The following is an 889-nucleotide window of genomic DNA, read 5'->3' on the forward strand; positions in this document are numbered from 1 at the left end:
CAAGAGTCTTTAGATATTAAAGAAGGTGTAACTTTAAATTTAAAAGAGTACGAAGAATATAAAGCATATAAAGAATCAAAAGATTCTAACACAAAGCATTTAAGTATTAATGAGAGGATTTCACGAGAACTTGCGGAAACAGAAGCTAGAGAAGAACAAGAGAACAAGTTATTACTTGAAGCATCACGTATTAATGAGATTGATAATTTAGCAAGTAAACATTTAAGTTCGCATTTTAATAAGGAAACATTACTTTCAAAGGGATACTCATTAAAAGAGATAATGCAAGCCCAACGTAGGGAACTTGTTAGGAAATATGTTCCTATTGAGGATATTCAAGCTATTGCTAAGATAAGAGATATTCAACATTTAGACGGTGAAATTCTGGAACAACTTGTAAACCTTGCTAAGGTAAATATAAAGAAAAGGATACAAGCTAGTAGTGTAACTAGCAAAGGAGAACTTAGACTTGGAGTAATAAATGAGAGAATGTCAATCTTAGATACTAACTTTAGTCCACAAAACTTTAATGAGTTTAATATTTCTATTGCTAATGCGTATAAAGATAGACGAGAACAATTTTATAAGTCAAGGAAATATAAAACTGCTTAAGGAGAATAAATATATATGTCAGAGAATATAACTAAAATTAAAGAAGAGTATGAAAAGAAATTAAAAGAAATACAAGACCTAATGAAGAACCCAAATAGGGATATTGATATATTTAGTAATACAGTCGATTTTCAAGATAAAGGAGTCACCTTTTCTAATCAAGGTGGAACTTTAACTAGTAGTGTAGACAGATTAGAAAATTACGCTGTAATTGGATATCCATACAAAAGGGGAGTGAAATTATCTAGTGGGCAGGATAATGATGGTTCTTATGAAT

At 30.1% G+C, this 889-nt stretch carries 2 protein-coding genes; both read left to right on the plus strand.

The window, feature by feature from the left end; all coding sequences use genetic code 11:
- Positions 1-15 precede the first annotated feature (15 nt).
- Positions 16-612 (plus strand): DUF1357 family protein, encoded by a 597-nt coding sequence (locus U881_RS0107610; protein ID WP_051374062.1) that lies wholly within the window; start codon positions 16-18, stop codon positions 610-612.
- A 15-nt stretch (positions 613-627) separates the two neighbouring features.
- Positions 628-889, plus strand: a 262-nt coding sequence (locus U881_RS0107615; protein WP_024653841.1) for a DUF228 domain-containing protein, incomplete at its 3' end; no start/stop codon positions are given.

This window comes from Borrelia persica No12 (genome assembly GCF_000500045.1).
In the GTDB taxonomy this organism is placed as follows: domain Bacteria; phylum Spirochaetota; class Spirochaetia; order Borreliales; family Borreliaceae; genus Borrelia; species Borrelia persica.